We start from the raw sequence: 19,588 nt of genomic DNA, 5'->3' as shown, positions 1-19,588 counted from the left end.
AGACTCAGGAAGTTGTCGGACTTGCGGGCGTGGGGGTCAGCTGACCTTCTTCGCCGTCTCGATTGCCTTGGCGAGGTTCTCCACCGTCGCGACGCACTTGTCGTAGGAGAAGATCGGCTCGGGGGAGCGGGCGATGACCTGGCCGGCCTTGACCGCGGGGAGCTTCTTCCAGGTGGCCTGGGTGATGTCGGCGGGCTGGATGGTCGCCGTACGGTCGTCCATCATGATGATGTCGGCCTGGTACTTGTCGACGTTCTCCCAGCTCAGCGACTCGTACCAGCCGCCGCTCGCCTTCAGCACGGACGCCGAGGGCTCCACGAAGTTCACGCCGAGGGCCTTGAAGTACTCCAGGTCCACGGAGAGGTTGGAGCCGGAGACGTAGAACAGGTCCTGGGCGGCCGAACCGGCCAGCACCTTGATGTCGGGGTGCGCCTTGGCGGCGGCGCGCAGCCGGGAGGACGCCTCCTCGAACCGCTTCTTCGCGTCGGTCACCTTGCTCGCCGTCATGTCCGCGCCGAGCGACTCGGCGAGGGCCCAGACGCGCTGGAGCGGGACGGTCAGCTGACGGTCGTAGGCCGAGATGCCGACGCTCGGGGCGAGCTTGGCGATCTTGTCCTTGGACTCGTCCGGGACGTACCAGAGGGTGCCGGCGCCGTCGAACATCGTGGTGATGAGGACGTCCGGGGCGAGGGCCGCGTACTTCTCGACGTTGAACTGGCCCCACTCGTTGCCGAGCACGGTCAGCTTGCTGACGTCCATGTCGCCGGCCTGGACGTCGGCCTTGCCGTCCTTCGTCTTCGTCGGGCCGAAGACGCCCTTGACCTCGATGCCGTAGTCGTACAGCGCGGCGCCCACGCCGACGAACGCGACGATGTTCGCCGGGGCCTTGTCCAGCTTCACCGTGGTCCCGCGGTCGTCCTTGAACGTCCAGGGACCGGACTTGGCGGCGGCCGTCGTCTCCTTGTCCGAGGAGCCGCTTTTCGCGTCGTCGTCCCCGCAGGCCGCGAGTGCGGCGCCGAGGCCGAGGGCGCCGCCGGCGGCGAGGATGCCACGGCGGGTGAGGTGGGCTGCTCTGACGTTGGACATGGCTGTGGCTGCTTTCGGACGTGCGGAAACACCGCCGGACAAGTCGTTGCTTAGGTTAGCCTAACCTCAGATCTTGTCCAGGCCCGCCCCCGGCGCCGCCCGCGCGAGACAGGCCCTGCGAACCCAACTCGCCCACCGGCGACTTCTGTTGACGCGTCGGTTCGTTGCCGGGGCCGGTAGACCGTGGCCGGCACGGAGACGGTGCCCGGTGCAGGCCGGATGCCCGCTGGACCCGCTGGAGGAGGCGGGCGGCGAGTAGGGGGCGTCTGGCGAGCCGCCGCCCCCGGCGGTCTCAGCTCACCAGCCCCAACTCCCGTGCGATCAGCATGCGCTGGACCTCGCTGGTGCCCTCGCCGATTTCCAGGATCTTGGAGTCGCGCCACATGCGGGCGACGGGGTACTCGTTCATGAAGCCGTAGCCGCCGTGGATCTGGGTGGCGTCGCGGGCGTTGTCGACGGCGATGGTGGAGGAGTAGAGCTTGGCGAGGGCGGCTTCCTTCTTGAAGGGTTCGCCGGAGACGAGGCGGGAGGCCGCGTCGCGCCAGGCGAGGCGGGCGGTGTGGGCCTTCATCTCCATGTCGGCGATCTTGAACTGGATGGCCTGGTTGGCGCCGATGGGGCGGCCGAAGGCGTGGCGTTCCTTGGCGTACCGCACCGACTCGTCGACGCAGCCCTGGGCGAGGCCGGTGGCGAGGGCCGCGATGGCGATGCGGCCCTCGTCGAGGATGCGCAGGAACTGGGCGTAGCCGCGGCCCTCCTCGCCGAGCAGGTTGGCGGCGGGGACGCGGACGTCGGCGAAGGCCAGCTCACGGGTGTCGGAGGCGTTCCAGCCGACCTTGGAGTAGGGGGCGGCGACGGTGAAGCCGGGGGTGCCGGAGGGGACGATGATCGAGGAGATCAGCGGCTTGCCGTCGGGCTTGCGGCCGGTGACCGCGGTGACGGTGACCAGAGCCGTGATGTCGGTCCCCGAGTTGGTGATGAAGCACTTGCTGCCGTTGATCACCCACTCGTCGGTGGCGGGGTCCAGGCGGGCCGTGGTGCGGGTGGCGCCGGCGTCGCTGCCGCCGTCGGGTTCGGTGAGGCCGAAGGCGCCGAGGATCTCGCCGGAGCAGAGCCGGGGAAGCCACTCGCGCTTCTGCTCCGGAGTGCCGAACAGGTGCAGGGGCATCGCGCCCAGCGACACCCCGGCCTCCAGGGTGATCGCCACCGACGAGTCGACGCGGGCCAGTTCCTCCAGGGCGATGCCGAGGGCGAGATAGTCGCCGCCCATCCCGCCGTACTCCTCGGGGAACGGCAGCCCGAACAGGCCCATGCGGCCCATCTCGCGGACGATCTCGTAGGGGAACTCGTGACGCTCGTAGAAGTCGCCGATCTTCGGCGCCACGACGTCGTGCGCGAACTCCTCCACCGTGCGGCGGAGTTCGTCCAGTTCGGGGGAGAGGCGGTGGTCCATGGTCGTCACTCCTGGTGGGAGAGGGCGCGGACGGTACGGGACGGGCTGGGTCGGCCCAGTTGTTCGGCCATCCACACGCTGGTGGCGGTGAGCTTGCCGAGGTCTACTCCGGTCTCGATGCCGAGGCCCTGGAGCATCCAGACCAGGTCCTCGGTGGCGAGGTTGCCGGTGGCGGACTTGGCGTACGGGCAGCCGCCGAGCCCGCCGGCGGACGCGTCGACCGTCGTCACGCCGTGTTCCAGGGCCGCGTAGGTGTTGGCGAGCGCCTGGCCGTAGGTGTCGTGGAAGTGCACGCCGATGACGTTCGTCGGCACGCCCTCCTCGTTGAGCAGGGAGAGGAGTTCGAGGACGTGGCCGGGGGTCGCGACGCCGATCGTGTCGCCCAGGCTCAGCTCGTCGCAGCCCATGTCCCGCAGGGACCTGCAGACCCGGACCACCTGGTGGAGCGGGACGGCTCCCTCCCAGGGGTCGCCGAAGCACATCGAGACATAGCCGCGGACGTGCGCGCCGGCCTCCTTCGCCTGCCGGACGACCGGGTCGAAGACGGCCAGGGACTCGTCCACCGTGCGGTTGAGGTTGGCCTTGGCGAAGGACTCGGTGGCGCTGGCGAAGACCGCGATCCGGCGGGCGCCGAGGGCCAGGGCGCGGTCCAGGCCGCGCCGGTTGGGGACGAGCACGGGCAGAGCGACGCCCGGCAGGTCGCGGACCCGGGGGAACAGGTCCTCCGCGTCCGCGAGTTGGGGCACCCACTCGGGGTGCACGAAGCTGGTCGCCTCGATCGTCGTCAGGCCCGCGTCGGCCAGGCGGTGCACGAACTCCGCCTTGACGTCGGTGGGGACCGCCGACTTCTCGTTCTGCAGGCCGTCGCGGGCGCCGACCTCGTGGATCCGGACCCGGGCGGGAAGGTCGGTCGCCGGTACCACCATGGGGAGTGTCATGTCGCGTCCTCCACCGGGTTGATGACGGCCAGCACCTGGTCCATGGCGACCGTGGCACCGGGTCTCACGTCGAGTTCGGCGACCGTGCCGGCGTGCGGGGCGGAGATGACGTGCTCCATCTTCATCGCCTCCACCACCAGCAGGCTCTGACCGGCGGTCACCTCGTCCCCGACGGCGACCTTCACCACGGTCACCGTGCCGGGCATCGGCGCGGTCAGGGCGTCGGCCCCCGCGTGTCCCACCCCCGTGAGGGACGCGGCGACCGGGTCGTGGTCGCGGACCTGCCAGGCGTCGCCGTCGCGGCCGATCCAGTCGGCGGCCCGGCGGAAGGTGTGGCGGACACCGTCCAGCGTCACCGACACCCGGTCACCGGTCACGGTGTGCGTGCCGCGCGGGACGTACTCCACCGGCTCCTGCACCCGGAGAGGGAAGCCGACCGGCTTGGGGGTACCGCCGAGGCGCCAGCCGCTCGGCACCGAGAAGGGGTCCGTCCAGCCCGCGCCGACGGGCCGCAGCGCCTCCAGCCGGACGGCCGCCGCCGCCTCGTACACCTCGTCCGGTACGTCCGTGGAGACCAGGTCGTCCACCACCCGCTCGACCAGCCCCGTGTCCAGCTCGCCCGCCACCACCGCCGGATGGGCGAGCAGCCGGCGCAGGAACCCGGCGTTGGTCTGCACGCCCAGCGTGACCGTCTCCGCGAGGGCCGCGCGCAGCTTCCGGAGCGCGGTCTCCCGGTCCGGGCCGTACGCGATCACCTTGGACAGCATCGGGTCGTACAGGCTGCCCACCTCGGTGCCCTCGCTGAGCCCCGAGTCGGTGCGGACGCCGTCCCCGGACGGCTCGTCCAGCAGGAGGACCGTGCCGCCGGTGGGCAGGAAGCCCCGCGCCCCCTCTTTGACGGACGCGGTCTCGGCGCAGATCCGCGCCTCGACCGCGTGCCCGGTGAGCGTGACGTCGGCCTGCGCGAACGGCAGCCGCTCGCCGGCCGCCACCCGCAGCTGCCACTCCACCAGGTCGAGCCCGGTGACCAGTTCGGTGACCGGGTGCTCCACCTGGAGCCGGGTGTTCATCTCCATGAAGTAGTACGACGACGGGTCGCCGCCCGGCACGATGAACTCCACGGTGCCCGCGCCGACGTACCCGCACGAGCGCGCCGCCTGCACCGCGGCCTCGCCCATCGACGCCCGCGTGGCCTCGTCCAGGAGCACGCTGGGCGCCTCCTCGATCACCTTCTGGTGCCGCCGCTGCAGCGAGCACTCGCGCTCGCCGAGATGGACGACGTTCCCGTGCCCGTCGGCCAGCACCTGGATCTCGATGTGCCGGGGCCGGTCGATCCACCGTTCGACGAGGAGCGTGTCGTCGCCGAAGGAGGCGCGGGCCTCGCGGCGGGCGGCGGCGATCTCCTCGTCCAGCAGCGTCAGGTCCCGCACCAGCCGCATGCCCTTGCCACCGCCACCGGCGGACGGCTTGAGCAGCACGGGCGCACCCAACTCGCGGGCGGCAAGGGCCAGTTCGGGGTCACGGCCGCCGGGCACCACCGGCACCCCGGCCGCCGCCACCGTCTCCTTGGCCCGGATCTTGTCGCCCATCAGCGCGATCGCGTCGGCGGACGGGCCGATGAACACCAGCCCCGCCTCCGCGCAGGCCCGCGCGAAGCCGGCGTTCTCGGCGAGGAAGCCGTACCCGGGGTGGACCGCCCGGGCCCCGCTCGACCGGGCGGCCGCCAGCAGCCGCTCCACCGACAGATAGCTCTCGGCCGCCGACGCCGGACCGATCCGTACGGCGGTGTCGGCCTCCCGGACGTGCCGGGCCTCCGCGTCGGCGTCGGAGTACACGGCCACCGAGCGCACGCCCAGCGACCGCAGCGTACGGATGACCCGGACGGCGATCTCGCCCCGGTTGGCCACGAGTACGGTGTCGAACACGAGTCCCCTCCTCACATCCGGAAGACGCCGAACTGGGGCTCACCCAGGGGCGCGTTGCCACAGGCCGTCAGGGCGAGTCCGAGCACCTGCCGGGTGTCGAGGGGGTCGATGACCCCGTCGTCCCAGAGCCGGGCGGTCGCGTAGTAGGCGCTGCCCTGGCGCTCGTACTGGGCGCGGACGGGCGCCTTGAAGGCCTCTTCCTCGTCGGCGGGCCAGGACTCGCCGCGCGCCTCCAGCTGGTCGCGCTTGACCGTGGCCAGCACGCTGGCGGCCTGCTCGCCGCCCATGACGGAGATCTTGGCGTTGGGCCACATCCACAGGAAGCGGGGGGAGTAGGCCCGGCCGCACATCGAGTAGTTCCCGGCGCCGTACGAGCCGCCGACCACCACCGTCAGCTTCGGCACGCGCGTGCACGCCACGGCCGTGACCATCTTGGCGCCGTGCTTGGCGATGCCGCCGGCCTCGTAGTCCTTGCCGACCATGAAGCCGGAGATGTTCTGCAGGAACACCAGCGGGATCCCGCGCTGGTCGCACAGCTCGATGAAGTGGGCGCCCTTCTGGGCGGACTCGGAGAAGAGGATGCCGTTGTTGGCGACGATGCCGACGGGGTGGCCGTGGATCCGGGCGAAGCCGGTGACCAGGGTCTGCCCGAACTCGCTCTTGAACTCGGCGAACCGGGAGCCGTCGACGACCCGGGCGATGATCTCGCGGACGTCGTAGGGGGTGCGGGAGTCGACGGGGACGGCGCCGTAGAGGCCGTAGGGGTCGGCCTTCGGCTCGACGACCGGGGTGACCTCCCAGGGCAGGGCGCGCCGGGCCGGGAGGGTCGCGGCGATGTTCCGGACGATCCGCAGCGCGTGCGCGTCGTCCTCGGCGAGGTGGTCGGTGACCCCGGAGACGCGGGCGTGGACCTCGCCGCCGCCCAGTTCCTCCGCCGTGACGACCTCGCCGGTGGCGGCCTTCACCAGCGGGGGGCCGCCGAGGAAGATCGTGCCCTGGTTGCGGACGATCACCGCCTCGTCGCTCATGGCCGGGACGTACGCCCCGCCCGCCGTGCACGAGCCGAGGACGGCGGCGATCTGCGGGATGCCCGCCCCCGACATCCGGGCCTGGTTGTAGAAGATCCGCCCGAAGTGGTCGCGGTCCGGGAAGACCTCGTCCTGCATGGGCAGGAAGGCCCCGCCGGAGTCCACCAGGTAGACGCACGGCAGCCGGTTGTCGAGGGCGACCTCCTGGGCCCGCAGATGCTTCTTCACGGTCATCGGGTAGTACGTGCCGCCCTTGACGGTGGCGTCGTTGGCGACGATCACGCACTCGCGCCCGCTGACCCGCCCGATCCCGGCGATCACGCCGGCCGCCGGGGCCGCCCCGTCGTACATCCCCTCGGCGGCCAGCGGGGCCAGCTCCAGGAAGGGCGAGCCGGGGTCCAGCAGGGTGTCCACCCGGTCCCTGGGCAGCAGCTTGCCGCGCGCGGTGTGCCGGGCCCGGGCCTTCTCACCCCCGCCCAGCGCCGCCGCCGCGAGCCTGCCGCGCAGCTCCTCCACGAGGACGCGGTGCGCCTCCTCGTTGGCCCGAAAGGCCTCCGAGGCGGGGTCCGCCGCGCTCGTCAGCTCCGGTGCCTGGTCCATGCCGCGATCCCCTCATCTTGTTAATGAGCGTTAACGCATTTCCCTCAGGTTAACGACCGCTAACCTCCCTGTCTAGAATTGTCTTCATGGTCACGAGAACCGACGCCCCGACCCGTCGCGAGCAGATCCTCAAGGAGGCCGCCCGGCTCTTCGCCGAGCGCGGCTTCCACGGTGTGGGCGTGGACGAGATAGGCGCGGCGGTCGGCATCAGCGGGCCCGGTCTCTACCGGCACTTCGCGGGCAAGGACGCGATGCTCGCGGAGCTGCTGGTGGGGATCAGCGGGCAGCTGCTGACGGGGGCGAAGCGGCGCCTGGCGGAGGCCGACGGGGTCCCCGCCGAGGAGGTCCTCGACTCCCTCATCGAGGGGCACATCGACTTCGCCCTCGACGACCGTCCACTGATCACCCTGCACGACCGGGAGCTGGACCGCCTGCGCGACAGCGACCGCAAGCTCGTACGGCAGCTGCAGCGGCAGTACGTCGAGCTGTGGGTGGAGGTCCTGCGCGCGGTCTACCCGGCCCTGGCGGAGCCCGCGGCCCGCTCGGCGGTCCACTCGGTCTTCGGCCTGCTGAACTCCACCCCGCATCTGGGCCGGCCGGGTTCCCTGCCGGGGCGGGGCGTGACGGCGGTCCTGCTGCACCGGATGGCGAAGGGGGCGTTCGCGGCGGCGGCCGACTGACCGGCCCTCCCGGGCGTGACGAGCGTTACGCCCGTCCCCCCTCCCGTGCCCTGGACCCATCCGCCTACCCGCCGGTACGGTAATGCTCTGAGCAAGCGCTTAGACAGATGGACGTGCCTGGAGGTGGCGGCGTGCGCCGTACGTTGTTCAACGAGGATCACGAGGCGTTCCGGGAGACCCTCCGCGCCTTCATCGAGGCCGAGGTCGTACCCGTGTACGACGAGTGGTTCGCGGCCGGGCAGGCCCCCCGCGACTTCTACTACAAGCTCGCCGAGCTCGGCGTCTTCGGCATCCGCGTCGACGAGGAGTACGGCGGCGCCGGCATCGACTCCTACAAGTTCGAGGCCGTCCTGTACGAGGAGACCGCCCGCGCGGGCGTCGCCTTCGGCGGCTCCGGTGTGCACGTGCTGCTCGGCCTGCCGTACCTGAAGCTGCTGGCCACGGACGAGCAGAAGAAGCGGTACCTGCCGAAGTTCGTCTCCGGCGAGGAGATGTGGGCCATCGCGATGACCGAGCCGGGCACCGGCTCCGACCTCGCGGGCATGAAGACCACCGCCAAGCTCTCCGAGGACGGCACGCACTACGTCCTCAACGGCGCCAAGACCTTCATCACCGGTGGCGTGCACGCCGACCGCATGATCGTCTGCGCCCGCACCTCCGCGCCGACCAAGGAGGACCGCCGGCACGGCATCTCCCTGTTCGTCGTGGACACCAAGGCCGAGGGCTACTCGGTCGGCCGCAAGCTCGACAAGCTGGGCCTGAAGACCTCCGACACCGCCGAGCTCGCGTTCGTCGACGTCAAGGTCCCCGTCGAGGACCTCCTCGGCGAGGAGAACAAGGGCTTCTACTACCTCGGCCACAACCTCGCCTCCGAGCGCTGGGGCATCGCCTTCGGCGCCTACGCGCAGGCCAAGGCCGCCATACGGTTCGCCAAGCAGTACGTGCAGGAGCGGGTCGTCTTCGGTCAGCCCGTCGCCGCCTTCCAGAACACCAAGTTCGAGCTGGCCGCCTGCCAGGCCGAGGTGGACGCGGCCGAGGCCGTCGTGGACCGCGCCACGGAGGCCCTCGACGCCGGTGAGCTGACCCCCGCCGAGGCCGCCAGCGCCAAGCTGTTCGCCACCGAGGTCGCCCACCGCGTCATCGACCGCTGCCTCCAGCTGCACGGCGGCTACGGCTTCATGAACGAGTACCCGATCGCCCGCCTGTACGCGGACAACCGCGTCAACCGCATCTACGGTGGCACCAGCGAGATCATGAAGACGATCATCGCGAAGGACATGGGCCTGTAAGGCCCGCGCAATCCCCGGCCAGTAGAAAAGGTGCCATGAACGAGGCACTGAGTGATCTCCTCGACCTGCTCGACCTGGAGCAGATCGAGGAGAACATCTTCCGCGGCCAGTCCCGGTCCGCCGTCGTCCCGCGCGTGTTCGGCGGGCAGGTCGCGGCCCAGGCGCTGGTCGCCGCCGGACGTACCGTCCCGGCGGACCGGCACGCCCACTCCCTGCACGCGTACTTCCTGCGCGCCGGGGACCCGGGCGCGCCCATCGTCTACAACGTCGAGCGCATCCGCGACGGCCGCTCCTTCACCACCCGGCGCGCGGTCGCCGTCCAGCACGGCCGCCCGATCTTCGCCCTCTCCGCGTCCTTCCAGCTGTACGAGGACGGCCTCGACCACCAGGCCCCGATGCCGCCCGCGCCCGACCCGGAGACCCTCCCCACCTCGGCGGAGCGGCTGCGCGGCTACGACCATCTGCCGTCCGCCGTGGTCGAGAAGTTCCTGGAGGCCCGCGAGGCGATCGACCTGCGGTACGTCGACGAGCCGCCGTACGGGAAGTTCGGCGAGCCGCGCGAGCCGCACAGCCAGGTCTGGTTCCGCACCAACGGCAAGCTCGACGACGACCCCCTGCTGCACGTCGTCCTCGCCACCTACGTCTCCGACATGACCCTGCTCGACTCGGTCCTGCTCGCGCACGGCCGCGGCGGCTGGGCCGTCGGGGACGTCGTCGGGGCCTCGCTCGACCACGCCATGTGGTTCCACCGGCCGTTCCGCGCCGACGAGTGGCTGCTGTACGACCAGGAGTCACCGTCCGCGCACGGCGGCCGCGGGCTCGGGCAGGCCCGCATCTACACCCAGGACGGTTCCCTGGCCATTTCCGTGATCCAGGAGGGTGTGGTCCGCGTCCCCAGGTAAGACTGGGGCATGGCCCAAGCCCAGCAAGTCCAGCAGGCGGAACAAGCCCGGCCGAGCGGCGGCGAGAGCACGGGCACGGTGATCGTCGCCGCCCTCGCCAACCTCGGGATCGCGCTCGCCAAGGCGGTCGCCGGGGTGATCAGCGGCTCCAGCGCGATGCTCTCCGAGGCCGCGCACTCGGTCGCCGACACCGTCACCGAGATCCTGCTGCTCACCGCCCTCAAACGCAGCGAGAAGCCCGCCGACGAGGAGCACCCGCTGGGCTACGGCCCCGAGCGGTACATCTGGGCCATGCTCGCCGCCGTCGCCACCTTCGTCGGCGGCGCGGTCTTCTCGCTCTACGACGGCATCCACACCCTGGCCGAGGGGGAGAAGCTCGGCGACCCGCTGGTCTCGTACATCGTGCTCGCCGTCGCCTTCGTGCTGGAGGGGTACTCGCTGCGGACGGGGCTGAGGCAGGCGCGCGGCGAGGCGGCCCGCTTCAAGGCACCGTTCAAGCGCTACCTCCGGTACACCCCCGACACCGCCGTGAAGGCCGTGGTGCTGGAGGACTCGGCCGCGCTCGTCGGCCTGGTGCTCGCGGCCGGCGGCCTGCTCGGCGGGCAGCTCACCGGCTCCGGCGTCTGGGACGGCCTCGCCTCCCTCCTCATCGGCCTGCTCCTGCTCTACGTCGCCTGGGTGCTGGGCCGGTCCAACGCCGAGCTGCTCATCGGACGGCCGCTGCCGGAGCAGGTACGGGAGCGGATCCGCGCGGAGCTGCTGGAGTCCGAGCACATCGTGGCCGTACTGGAGCTGACCACGCTGGTGCAGGGGCCGGACGAGGCGCTGGTCGCCGCCAAGGTGGACTTCCGGGACGTCTCCACGGCCGCCGAGATCGAGTGGGCGTGCGAGCGGGCCGAGCAGCGGCTGCGGGCCGCGTTCCCGGCGATCGGCCGGGTGTATCTGGACCCCACTCCGGGGCCCGCGACCTCGGAGGATCACGGTAGGTGATCTTCCGAAGTGCCGTCCGGTTTGTCGGATATTAAGCTCTATGAGTGAAATGCCGCACAGTGCATGTGCCGCATAGCGGACGTGCCGCGTAGCGGACGTATGTCCGGCAGAAAGGTATTTCCCATGCGAGTACAGCGCGCGAGGCGTCTCGCCGCGATGTCCGCCGCCGGCCTGCTGCTGGCCGGCGGTGCGGCGATCGGCGCCGCGGGTACCGCCTCGGCGGCCCCCGCCTCCACTCATCAGAACGTCGTCACCGGCGGCTTCGGCTGCAACAACTCCCGGTTCGGCGGCTTCAACAACGGCTGCCGCTTCGGCAACTTCGGGTTCGTCCCCGTCGTGCCCGTCGTCCCTGTCGTGGTCGTCCCCACCGTCGTCAGCGGCGGGTTCGGCGGCTTCGGCGGTTTCGGCGGCCTCAACGGGTTCGGGTTCGGCGGGATCAGCGGGTTCGGCTTCTGAGCCGGACCGGACGCAGACAAACCAGTGACTTGAGGGTCTAGGGCCAGACCACGATGTGCGGCTCCCGCTTCCGGGGGCCGCACATCGGTCTTTCCGTCTTTCGGTCTTCCGCCCGTCAGGCCAGCCCGGCCTCGGCCAGCAGATACGCGGTCATCGGGTCGTAGTGGCGCGGGCTGAGCACATGGTCGTCGAGCGGTACGGCCACCTGGAGGGTGCCCTCCGACTCGGCGAGGAACAGCGCCGGGTCGTTGCAGTCGGCGTAACCGACCGAGTCCAGGCCCGCCTGGGCCGCGTAGCCCGCCCAGCCGTGGTCGGCGACGACCAGGTCGGGCAGCGGCCGGCCCTCGCGCTCCAGGCCGCCCAGGATGGCCTTCATCGGCTCACCGGAGTGGGTGTGCCACAGGGTCGCCCCGTGCTCCAGCACCGCCACGTCGGCGAACTGCATGACATAGCCCTCGTCCGTCTGCAGCCCGTCCGGGATCACCACGATCTCGCAGCCGGCGGCGCGCAGCGCGGCCGCCGTCGCCCGGTGCACGTCCAGCAGGCCGCCGGGGTGGCCGGTCGCGAACAGCACCCGCTGTCTGCCCTCGGCCGCCTTGCGCAGCCGCGCGGCCAGCCGGTCCAGGCCGTCCACGGTCAGCTCGGGGTCGATGGTGTCCTGGCCGTACCGGTACTCGGCGTCGTCGTTCACCCCGACCCGCTCGGCCATCACGGCCAGTACGTCCTGCTCGTCGGTCCAGCGGTCGCCGAGTTCCAGTCCCAGCCACCAGTTGCGCTCGCCGTTGGCCAGCTTGCGGTAGTGGAGCAGGTTGTTCTCGCGGGGCGTGGCGACATCGCCCGCGATACGGGTCTTCACAAGGTGCTCGACGAGCTCGGCGCGGCTCGGTGTCCCGGGTATCGGCATGGCTCCATTGTGAGGCAGGGCGCTGTGCGATTTCCCTGCGTATCGCCCGCTGGGACGTGGGTCACTCGTGCCCGGCTCACGCCTGGCGGAGGGCGAACCACAGCTCCATCCGTACGTCCGGGTCGTCGAGTTCGGCGTCGAGGAGCGATGCGCAGCGGGCGATGCGCTGGCGCACGGTGTTGCGGTGCACGGCGAGCGCCACCGCGGTGCGGTCCCAACTGCCGTGCAGGGAGAGCCAGGTGCGGAGGGTCTCGGTGAGCGCGGGGTGCTCCGCGAGGGGGGCGAGGAGGGCGCGGGCGTGGGCCTCGGCCTCGGCCTCCGGGACCAGTTGGGCGAGGCCGGGGCGGGAGGCGTGGCGGACCAGGGGGGTGCGGGTCGCTCGGGCGCGGGCCAGGGCGCGGGCGGCTTGGGTGTCGGCGGCCGCCAGCTGTTGCGGGGGTACCGCGTCGCTGACGCCGAGCATCCAGCCGGGTTGCGGTTCGGGTTCGCGGTCTGCGGGGAGCAGGATGCGGGTGGTTTCCCCTCCGGGGTCGATGAGGGTGGAGCCGAGTGAGGCGCCCAGTGCAGTGGTGGCGAGGAGGTCGGGGGGCGGGTGCGGGTGGTTCGTGGCTGGTCGCGCCCCGCGGCGGAGCCGCAAATCGACAGGGCCCCGCGCCCCTAGGTCGGCAATGTCCCGCTTGTTGATTGGCGAGGCGTGTACGACGAACCACTTGTCACCCTTGCCCAGTAGCGGCGCCACCTCTTCTGCCGTGCCGCCCAGCAGCAGGCGTACCAGCGCGGAGTTGCGCGCCACGCCCGAGCCGCTCTGCTGCTCCCCCGTGAGGAGGGTGAGGAGGACGGCGGCGACGGAGGCGATGGTGTGGTCGCCGGGTTCGCGGGACGGGGTGGCGACGCCGAGGACGAAGCCGGTGCCGAGGGCGTAGGCGGCGAGGTGGGTGCCGGCGGTGGCGTGGGTGGCGGAGGTGGGGGTGCCGGGGCCGGACGGGCGGACGACGTCGGCGAGCTCGGCCAGCGGGCCGCGCACCGGCGCCTCGGGCTCGCGGCCCGCCGACGCGATGTCCGTGCCCTCCGGGCCGTAGAGGGCCGTCCAGCCGCCGAGCCGGTTGGCCAGCTGGCGCAGGACCGAGGGGACCGGGTCGGGGCGGGAGGCGGCGGACGCGAGGCTCTGCTGGGCCTCGGTGACCCGGCGCAGTTCGGCGAGGCGGGCCTGGGCCAGCAGCTGCCAGACGGCGCGGGCGACGGCGGTGAAGGGGGTCTGCGGCGGGACCTCCAGGAGCGGGAGGCCGTAGCGGTCGCAGGCGGCGACCAGGGCGCGCGGGACCGTGTCGTGGACGGGGGCGAGTCCGAAGCCGAGGGCCGCGCCGCCCGCCGCGACGATCCGGGAGACGTAGTCGTCGAAATAGGTGCCCGAGCCGGCCGCCTCCGGGATGTGCACCCCGGCCGTCAGCAGCAGCTCGCCGCCCAGCAGGTACGGGTACGGGTCGGCCATCTCCGAGGTGTGGGCCGCGTGGATCACCAGGGAGGGGTCGGACGGGCCCGCGATCAGGCGCAGGGCCAGGTCCTCGCGGGCCAGGAGCGACGCGAGGGGCACGGCGGGCGTAGGGGGAACGGTGGGATCCGGCATGGTGTGCGTTTCATCCCTCGGGTGAGGCTCGAATGGATGAAACGTACACTTCGCAGTCGCTTTCCGGCCACCTAGTGTCAGTGCACGTCGTCCGACTCCGTGCACGCGATTCGAGGGAGGTCCCATGGCCGTCGACTACACAGTGATCGTGCTCTATCTCGCCGGGATGCTGGCCATGGGCTGGTGGGGCATGCGCCGCGCCAGGTCCAAGAGCGATTTCCTGGTGGCTGGGCGCCGGCTCGGGCCCGCCATGTACTCCGGCACCATGGCCGCGATCGTGCTGGGCGGCGCGTCCACCATCGGCGGGGTCGGGCTGGGGTACCAGTACGGGCTGTCCGGTGCCTGGATGGTCTTCACCATCGGCCTGGGCCTGCTCGCCCTGTCGGTCTTCTTCTCGGCCCGGATCGCCCGCCTCAAGGTGTACACGGTCTCCGAGATGCTCGACCTGCGCTACGGCGGCCGGGCCGGGGTCATCTCCGGCGTGGTCATGTGGGCGTACACGCTCATGCTCGCCGTCACCTCGACCATCGCGTACGCCACGATCTTCGACGTCCTCTTCGACATGAACCGGACCGTCGCGATCATCCTCGGCGGCTCCATCGTCGTCGCCTACTCGACGCTCGGCGGCATGTGGTCGATCACCCTGACGGACATGGTCCAGTTCGTGGTGAAGACCATCGGCGTGCTGCTCCTGCTGCTGCCCATCGCGGTGGTGAAGGCGGGCGGCTTCGGCGCGATGAAGGCGAAGCTGCCGACCGCGTACTTCGACCCGCTGGGCATCGGCGGCGAGACGATCTTCACGTACGTGCTCATCTACACGTTCGGCATGCTCATCGGGCAGGACATCTGGCAGCGGGTGTTCACGGCCCGCAGCGACACGACGGCGAAGTGGGGCGGCACGGTCGCGGGCACCTACTGTCTGGCGTACGCCCTCGCCGGTGCGGTGATCGGTACGGCGGCCAGGGTGCTGTACCCGAAGCTGGGCAGCCCGGACGACGCCTTCGCGACCATCGTGAAGGACGAACTCCCCGTCGGGGTGCGCGGGCTGGTGCTGGCCGCCGCGCTCGCCGCCGTGATGTCGACGTCCTCCGGCGCCCTGATCGCCTGCGCGACCGTCGCCAACAACGACATCTGGTCGCGGCTGCGCGGCGGGACGAGAAGCGACGACCACGACGAGGTGCGGGGCAACCGCGTCTTCATCCTGGTCATGGGGATCGGGGTGATCGGCACGGCGATCGCGCTCAACGACGTCGTCGAGGCGCTGACGGTCGCCTACAACCTGCTCGTCGGCGGTCTCCTCGTCCCCATCCTCGGCGGACTGCTGTGGAAGCGCGGCACGGTCCAGGGCGCGCTCGCCGCCGTGACCGTCGGCGGTCTCGCGGTGATCGGCCTGATGGCGGGCTACGGCATCCTCGCCAACGAACCCGTCTACTACGGCCTGCTCTCCTCCCTGGTCGCGTACGTCGCCGTCTCCCTGGTGACGAAGCCGACCGACGAGGCCGTGCTGGCGAACTGGCGGGAGCGGCTGGCCGGCCGGGGCACCCCCGAACTCGTGTCCGAACCGGTCCCGGCCCACCCGTAGAGTCGTCAGCAGAAGCAGTGCATAGCGGTACGTACGCGACGAAGCGCAGGAAGCAGGCAGCACCCCGATGAGCAGCAACGAGACACCCCGCGGCCCCGTCGACTCCTCCCGCGTCCCGCGGTACGCCGGACCCGCGACCTTCGCCCGGCTGCCCCGCCTGGACGAGGTCGGCACCGCCGATGTCGCCGTCGTGGGCGTGCCGTTCGACTCGGGTGTCTCCTACCGGCCGGGCGCCCGCTTCGGCGGCAACGCCATCCGCGAGGCATCCCGGCTGCTGCGCCCGTACAACCCGGCGCAGGACGCGTCCCCGTTCGCGCTGGCGCAGGTGGCGGACGCGGGCGACATCGCGGTCAACCCGTTCAACATCAACGAGGCGGTCGAGACCGTCGAGGCCGCCGCGGACGATCTCCTCGGCACCGGCGCGCGGCTGATGACCCTGGGCGGCGACCACACCATCGCGCTGCCGCTGCTGCGCAGCGTCGCCAAGAGGCACGGGCCGGTCGCGCTGCTCCACTTCGACGCCCATCTCGACACCTGGGACACCTACTTCGGCGCCGAGTACACCCACGGCACCCCGTTCCGGCGGGCCGTCGAGGAGGGCATCCTGGACACCTCCGCCCTCTCCCACGTCGGCACCCGCGGCCCGCTGTACGGCAAGCAGGACCTCACCGACGACGAGAAGATGGGCTTCGGCATCGTCACCTCGGCGGACATCTACCGCCGGGGCGCCGACGAGGTCGCCGACCAGCTCCGACAGCGGATCGGCGACCGCCCCCTCTACATCTCCATCGACATCGACTGTCTGGACCCCGCACACGCCCCGGGCACCGGCACGCCCGAGGCGGGTGGTATGACGTCCAGGGAGCTGCTGGAGATCCTGCGCGGACTCTCCTCCTGCCACCTCGTCTCGGCGGACGTCGTCGAGGTGGCCCCCGCGTACGACCACGCCGAGATCACCTCGGTGGCGGCCTCGCACACCGCGTACGAACTGACCACGATCATGACCCGACAGATTGCCGAGGCGCGTTCGAAGTGACCCACGACCACGACCTGGTGCTCCGCCCGACGGAGGCGCAGACGGCCGCAGCTCTGAACCCGCCCGCCGGCCGCAACGGCGGGGACCTGGTCGTGGAGACCCTCGCCGGGCTCGGCGCGACGACGGTCTTCGGCCTGCCCGGCCAGCACGCCCTCGGCATGTTCGACGCCCTGCGCCGCTCGTCGCTGCGCTATGTCGGCCTGCGGGTGGAGAACAACGCGGGCTTCGCGGCGGACGCGTACGGCCGGGTGACCGGCGAGGCGGCCCCGCTGCTCCTGTCGACCGGCCCCGGCGCGCTGACCTCGCTGGCCGCGCTGCACGAGGCGGCCTCCGCGTCCGCGCCGGTGCTGGCGATCAGCAGCCAGATCCCCACCGCGGGCCTCGGCGGCGGCCGCCACGGCTATCTGCACGAACTCCCCGACCAGTCGGCCTCCTTCCGGGGCGTGGTGAAGTCGGTCCACACCGTGCGCGCCCCCTCCCAGATCCCGTCCGCGATCGCGGCGGCCTGGAAGTCCGCGCTGACGGCCCCGCACGGCCCGGTGTGGGTGGAGATCCCGCAGGACGTGCTGCTCGCCGAGACCACGCTCCCGGTCGTGACCGCCGTGGACGCCACCCCCGACGAGCCGGCCCCGCGCCCCGAACTGACCGCGGTGGCGGCCGATCTGCTCTCCCGCGCCGTCCGCCCGGCGATCATCGCGGGCGGCGGAGTGGTCCGGGCGGACGCCTCCGGCAAGCTGCTGCAGCTGGCCGAGAAGCTGAACGCCCCGGTCGTCACCACCTTCGGCGGCAAGGGCGCGTTCCCCTGGAACCACCCGCTCTCCCTGCAGTCCTGGCTGGAGGACCGGCACACCACGGACTTCCTGGAGGACGCGGACGTCCTGCTCGTGGTCGGCTCGGGGCTCGGTGAACTCTCCTCGAACTACCACACGTTCGCCCCGCGCGGCCGGGTCGTCCAGATCGAGGCGGACCTCGGCAAGCTGGAGTCCAACCACCCGGCGCTGGGCATCCACGCGGACGCCCGTCTCGCGCTCCAGGCGTTGCTGGAGACGGTGGCGGACCGGCCCGACGCGTCGGCGCCGACCCGGGTGCGCGAGGTCCTGGCGAAGGTCTCCGCGCGCATCGCCGCGCAGGAACTCACCCTGGAACAGGACGTGCTGGCATCGGTGCGGCGCGCCCTGCCCGCCGGCTCCCCGTCCTGCTGGGACATGACGATCCTGGCCTACTGGGCATGGTCCGCGTTCGACGCCCACGCCCCGAACCTCATGCACTCCGCCCAGGGCGCCGGCGGTCTCGGCTACGGCTTCCCGGCGGCCCTCGGCGTCGCCGCCGCCGACCCGACCCGCCCGGTGCTGGCGGTGTCGGGCGACGGCGGGGCCCTCTACTCCATCGCGGAACTGGCCACGGCGGTCCAGTACGGTCTGCCGGTCACCTGGCTGATCATCGACGACGGCGGCTACGGCATCCTGCGCGAGTACATGACGGACACCTTCGGCGAGGCCACGGCGACGGAACTCTCCCGCCCCGACTACGTCGCCCTGGCGGAGTCCTTCGGCGTCCCCGGGGTACGGACGACCCCGGAGACCCTGGAGACCGACCTCGCGAAGGCCCTCGCCACCCCCGGCCCCTCCGTGGTCGTACTCCCGGCCCTGCTCAGGATGTTCGCGCCGACGCACCTGGGCTAGGCGGGCGTCAGCAGGCCCCCGGGCCCACCCCGTCGATGCGGCCGCCGAAGTCGCCGCGGTACTGGGAGCGCCAGTCGCCGTTGAAGACGTCGCGCTTCTCCTGCGGGTCCCAGTTGACGAAGCAGGCGCGGGTGGAGGCGACGAAGGAGCCGACGTTGTCGTGGAGGTTCGGCGGCATGTCGCGGTAGCCGCTGCGGGCGGTCCACTCCCAGTAGTCGCCGCCGAAGCCCTCGCCGCTCCAGAAGCAGACCGAGCCGTCGGGACAGGAGGGGGCGGCCGCGTGCGCGGAGGCGCTCTGGGCGGGGAGCACCAGCGCGGTCAGGGCGAGGGCGGCGGCGAGGGACCAGGTGCGAAGCTTCACGGGACTCTCCGGAAAAGGGAGTGGGAAAGGCCCCGGCGGGACTGCCGGGGCCTTTCCATGCTCGGGCGTGATCACCGGGACACGCCCGAGTCCAAGATCGACTTCACCTGTGTGAGGGAAGTAGTAGGACCGGCCCGGAGGACCGGCCCGCAGGCGCCTACCAGATCGCGTCGACCCACTCCGGGTGGTCGATGAACGGGTTCCGGTTGTGCTGGTAGGTGCTGTAGATGACGTCGTTGCGGTTCTCCTCGAAGGAGTCCGGCGGGTCCTCGTCGTTCCACTGCTTGAGGATCGAGAGCTTGCCGATGTACGGGGTGGAGCCGTTGTTGACCTTGTCGTCCGGCTCCAGGTTGGCGAAGCCGTCGTCACCCTCGTAGCGCACGGCCATGTAGAGGATCATGCGGGCCACGTCGCCCTTGACGGCGTCGCGCGGCTCGAAGGAGTCCGAGTCGACCTTGCTGCCGCCGCTGTTGGTGAAGGTGGAGCCGCCCTCGTCGAAGTCGAGGTTGCCGCGCTTGCCGTTGACCGCCACGTCCTCGGGCCGGATGTGGTGCAGGTCCGTGCCGGGGCCGGTGGAGGTGGTGAGGTCGCCGTGCGAGATCGCCCAGACGTGCTCGCGGTTCCAGTCGCCGCTGTCACCGCCGTTGAGCGACTTGCTGCGGGAGATGCCCGAGTACAGCAGGATCACGTTGCTGCTGTTGTTCGGGTCCTGGTCGGTCTTCTTCAGGGCGTCCCACAGGGCCGAGTACGACAGCTTCGTGACGTTCGCGCTGATGATCGTGTGCAGGGACGACTTGAGGCTCGTCCCCGTCTTGCCGATCGCGTTCTTGTAGTACGTCGAGTCGTACGCGGTGGTCGTGGCGGCGGCCGGGGTCGCCGTCAGCGCGGGGGCGGTCAGGCCCACCAGGACGGCGGCGGTCGCCAGGGCCACCGACTTCCAGCGCCGGATGTGTGTCGCCAGCATAAAGAGTTTCCCATCTACGCGGGTTGACGAGGCGGCAAGAGGAGGGTGACATGAACATGAGGACGCGCAGGTGAACGGGATGTAAAAA

At 71.4% G+C, this 19,588-nt stretch carries 17 protein-coding genes; 8 read left to right on the top strand and 9 right to left on the bottom strand.

Features of this window, described 5'->3' with window-relative positions; all coding sequences use genetic code 11:
- Window positions 1-36 precede the first annotated feature (36 nt).
- The 5 genes from ACGFZS_RS34730 to ACGFZS_RS34710 form a co-directional block, all read right to left on the bottom strand.
- Window positions 37-1,086: an ABC transporter substrate-binding protein gene (locus ACGFZS_RS34730; protein ID WP_393798434.1), complete on the bottom strand. Its 1,050-nt coding sequence runs from the start codon at window positions 1,084-1,086 to the stop codon at window positions 37-39.
- Window positions 1,087-1,378: 292 nt separating this feature from the next.
- A complete protein-coding gene (locus ACGFZS_RS34725) occupies window positions 1,379-2,539 on the bottom strand; it encodes an acyl-CoA dehydrogenase family protein (RefSeq protein ID WP_393798433.1) in 1,161 nt (386 codons plus the stop codon).
- A 5-nt stretch (window positions 2,540-2,544) separates the two neighbouring features.
- The gene (locus tag ACGFZS_RS34720) at window positions 2,545-3,477 is read right to left on the bottom strand and encodes a hydroxymethylglutaryl-CoA lyase (protein WP_393798432.1); all 933 of its coding nucleotides are present in this window, start codon (window positions 3,475-3,477) and stop codon (window positions 2,545-2,547) included.
- Complete coding sequence (locus tag ACGFZS_RS34715; RefSeq protein WP_393798431.1) at window positions 3,474-5,402, bottom strand: biotin carboxylase N-terminal domain-containing protein; 1,929 nt, start codon at window positions 5,400-5,402, stop codon at window positions 3,474-3,476. Before ACGFZS_RS34715 ends, ACGFZS_RS34720 begins: the two co-directional genes overlap by 4 nt.
- Before the next feature lie 11 nt (window positions 5,403-5,413).
- Window positions 5,414-7,030 carry a carboxyl transferase domain-containing protein gene (locus ACGFZS_RS34710; protein ID WP_393798430.1) on the bottom strand — a complete coding sequence of 539 codons (1,617 nt, stop codon included), beginning with the start codon at window positions 7,028-7,030 and terminating at the stop codon, window positions 5,414-5,416.
- A gap of 86 nt (window positions 7,031-7,116) precedes the next feature.
- On the opposite strand from ACGFZS_RS34710, the gene ACGFZS_RS34705 reads away from it, so the two are divergent.
- The 5 genes from ACGFZS_RS34705 (at window position 7,117) to ACGFZS_RS34685 (ending at window position 11,347) form a co-directional block, all read left to right on the top strand.
- Window positions 7,117-7,710 carry a TetR/AcrR family transcriptional regulator gene (locus ACGFZS_RS34705; protein WP_393660447.1) on the top strand — a complete coding sequence of 198 codons (594 nt, stop codon included), beginning with the start codon at window positions 7,117-7,119 and terminating at the stop codon, window positions 7,708-7,710.
- 131 nt (window positions 7,711-7,841) lie between these two features.
- Window positions 7,842-8,999 (top strand): acyl-CoA dehydrogenase family protein, encoded by a 1,158-nt coding sequence (locus ACGFZS_RS34700; protein ID WP_355710556.1) that lies wholly within the window; start codon window positions 7,842-7,844, stop codon window positions 8,997-8,999.
- Window positions 9,000-9,034: 35 nt separating this feature from the next.
- Entirely contained in the window at window positions 9,035-9,901 is an 867-nt protein-coding gene (gene tesB, locus ACGFZS_RS34695) for an acyl-CoA thioesterase II (RefSeq protein WP_365682238.1), read from the top strand.
- Window positions 9,902-9,910: 9 nt separating this feature from the next.
- On the top strand, window positions 9,911-10,891 hold the full coding sequence (locus ACGFZS_RS34690) for a cation diffusion facilitator family transporter (RefSeq protein WP_393798429.1): 981 nt from the start codon (window positions 9,911-9,913) through the stop codon (window positions 10,889-10,891).
- A 123-nt stretch (window positions 10,892-11,014) separates the two neighbouring features.
- Complete coding sequence (locus ACGFZS_RS34685) at window positions 11,015-11,347, top strand: hypothetical protein (protein ID WP_365682242.1); 333 nt, start codon at window positions 11,015-11,017, stop codon at window positions 11,345-11,347.
- A gap of 115 nt (window positions 11,348-11,462) precedes the next feature.
- On the opposite strand, the gene ACGFZS_RS34680 is transcribed toward ACGFZS_RS34685, so the two are convergent.
- Window positions 11,463-12,251, bottom strand: a complete 789-nt coding sequence (locus ACGFZS_RS34680) for a phosphatase (RefSeq protein ID WP_355710548.1) — start codon at window positions 12,249-12,251, stop codon at window positions 11,463-11,465.
- A gap of 76 nt (window positions 12,252-12,327) precedes the next feature.
- Window positions 12,328-13,875 (bottom strand): PucR family transcriptional regulator ligand-binding domain-containing protein, encoded by a 1,548-nt coding sequence (locus ACGFZS_RS34675; RefSeq protein ID WP_393798428.1) that lies wholly within the window; start codon window positions 13,873-13,875, stop codon window positions 12,328-12,330.
- 124 nt (window positions 13,876-13,999) lie between these two features.
- Between ACGFZS_RS34675 and ACGFZS_RS34670 the strand changes: the two genes are divergently transcribed.
- The 3 genes from ACGFZS_RS34670 to ACGFZS_RS34660 all read left to right on the top strand — a co-directional run bounded on the left by ACGFZS_RS34670 (window position 14,000) and on the right by ACGFZS_RS34660 (window position 18,175).
- Window positions 14,000-15,457 carry a sodium:solute symporter gene (locus ACGFZS_RS34670; RefSeq protein WP_393798427.1) on the top strand — a complete coding sequence of 486 codons (1,458 nt, stop codon included), beginning with the start codon at window positions 14,000-14,002 and terminating at the stop codon, window positions 15,455-15,457.
- 67 nt (window positions 15,458-15,524) lie between these two features.
- Window positions 15,525-16,493, top strand: coding sequence for an agmatinase (speB, locus tag ACGFZS_RS34665; RefSeq protein ID WP_393798426.1), 969 nt, complete (start codon window positions 15,525-15,527; stop codon window positions 16,491-16,493).
- Window positions 16,490-18,175: a thiamine pyrophosphate-binding protein gene (locus ACGFZS_RS34660; RefSeq protein WP_393798425.1), complete on the top strand. Its 1,686-nt coding sequence runs from the start codon at window positions 16,490-16,492 to the stop codon at window positions 18,173-18,175. Before speB ends, ACGFZS_RS34660 begins: the two co-directional genes overlap by 4 nt.
- 7 nt (window positions 18,176-18,182) lie before the next feature.
- Here ACGFZS_RS34660 and ACGFZS_RS34655 read toward each other — a convergent pair whose 3' ends face one another.
- Window positions 18,183-18,536 carry a peptidase inhibitor family I36 protein gene (locus ACGFZS_RS34655; protein ID WP_359215444.1) on the bottom strand — a complete coding sequence of 118 codons (354 nt, stop codon included), beginning with the start codon at window positions 18,534-18,536 and terminating at the stop codon, window positions 18,183-18,185.
- 157 nt (window positions 18,537-18,693) lie between these two features.
- On the bottom strand, window positions 18,694-19,500 hold the full coding sequence (locus tag ACGFZS_RS34650) for an endonuclease (RefSeq protein ID WP_359215441.1): 807 nt from the start codon (window positions 19,498-19,500) through the stop codon (window positions 18,694-18,696).
- Window positions 19,501-19,588 lie beyond the last annotated feature (88 nt).

It is taken from the genome of Streptomyces sp. NPDC048288 (genome assembly GCF_043201555.1).
Lineage (GTDB): Bacteria > Actinomycetota > Actinomycetes > Streptomycetales > Streptomycetaceae > Streptomyces.
The sequence above is the reverse complement of the archived record's forward strand: the minus strand, read 5'-3'. Positions and strand labels throughout refer to the sequence as shown.